The organism is Streptomyces alkaliphilus, assembly GCF_014141535.1.
GTDB lineage: Bacteria > Actinomycetota > Actinomycetes > Streptomycetales > Streptomycetaceae > Streptomyces > Streptomyces alkaliphilus.
The window spans coordinates 1-1,403 of sequence record NZ_VKHT01001168.1; the positions used below are offsets into that span (position 1 = coordinate 1).

Annotated in this window: 1 protein-coding gene; it reads left to right on the plus strand. The window is 76.8% G+C overall.

The window, feature by feature from the left end; translation table 11 throughout:
* Positions 1–1,257, plus strand: a 1,257-nt coding sequence (hutI, locus tag FNQ90_RS23170; RefSeq protein WP_182608132.1) for an imidazolonepropionase, incomplete at its 5' end; no start/stop codon positions are given.
* Positions 1,258–1,403 lie beyond the last annotated feature (146 nt).

A 1,403-nucleotide genomic window follows, 5' to 3' on the forward strand; every position in this document is an offset into this window, starting at 1 on the left:
CCCCCACCGTCATCCCCCGTCTCCCCCGGCTCTCCGGACCCGCTCGGCATCGTCCACCGCGCCGCCCTCGTCATCGAGGACGGCCGTGTCGCATGGACCGGTACCGAAAGTGAAGCACCCGCCACCGACAGTCGCCTCGATCTCGCGGGGCGGGCGGTGCTCCCCGGCTTCGTGGACTCCCACACCCACCTGCTCTTCGCCGGGGACCGCACCGAGGAGTTCCGGGCCCGCATGGCCGGCCGCCCCTACGCGGCCGGCGGCATCCGCACCACCGTCGCCGCCACCCGGGCCGCCGGCGCCGACGAACTCGCCGCCAATCTCGACCGTCACCTGGCGGAGCTGCTGCGCCAGGGCACCACCACCGTCGAGACCAAGTCCGGCTACGGACTGACCGTGGAGGACGAGGCCCGCGCCCTGCGCCTGGCCGCGACCCGCACCGAGGAGGTCACCTTCCTCGGCGCCCACGTCCCGGCCCCCGAGCACCGGGAGGATCCGGACGCCTACGTCGCCCTGGTCACCGGCCCGATGCTGGACGCCTGCGCCCCGCACGCCCGCTGGATCGACGTCTTCTGCGAGCGCGGCGCCTTCGACGGCGACCGATCCCGGGAGATCCTCACCGCCGGCGTCCGCCGGGGCCTGGTGCCCCGGATCCACGCCGGACAGCTCGGCCCCGGCCCCGGCGTGCGGCTGGGCGTGGAGCTGGGGGCGGCCTCGGTGGACCACTGCACCCACCTCACCGACGCCGACGTGGACGCCCTCGCCGACGCCGCCCGGCGCCCCGAACCGACCGTCGCCTGTCTGCTGCCGGGGTGTGAGTTCTCCACCCGCTCGCCCTACCCCGACGCCCGCCGCCTGCTGGACGCCGGCGTGCCGGTCGCGCTGTCCACGGACTGCAACCCCGGGTCCTCCTACACCAGCTCCATGGCCTTCTGCGTGGCCGTGGCGGTGCGGGAGATGGGCATGACGCCCGACGAGGCGATCCACGCCGCCACCGCCGGCGGTGCCGCCGCCCTGCGCCGCACCGACGTCGGGCGGCTGGTTCCCGGCGCCCGGGCCGACCTGCTGGTGCTGGACGCGCCCTCCGCCGTCCACCTCGCCTACCGCCCCGGCGTCCCGCTGGTCGCGGGAGTGTGGCGGGACGGCGCCCCGGTCGCCGGTCCGCTCGCCGCGGCGGCCGGCGGTGACCCGACCGGGGACACCCCGTGGACACCCCGGAAACCGATCGCCCGGGGCCGCGAGGGGACGAACCCCGGCTGACGCGGCACTAGGATGCCGGCGATACGGGGCGGTCGGTGAGCACGTCCGGCGTCTCCCCGCCGCCCGGTGACGTGCGGCGATGGAAGGGACAGGGCCATGGGCGAGGGAGCCGACGGGACGAGCGCGGGGGGCGGGGCCCCGAGGGG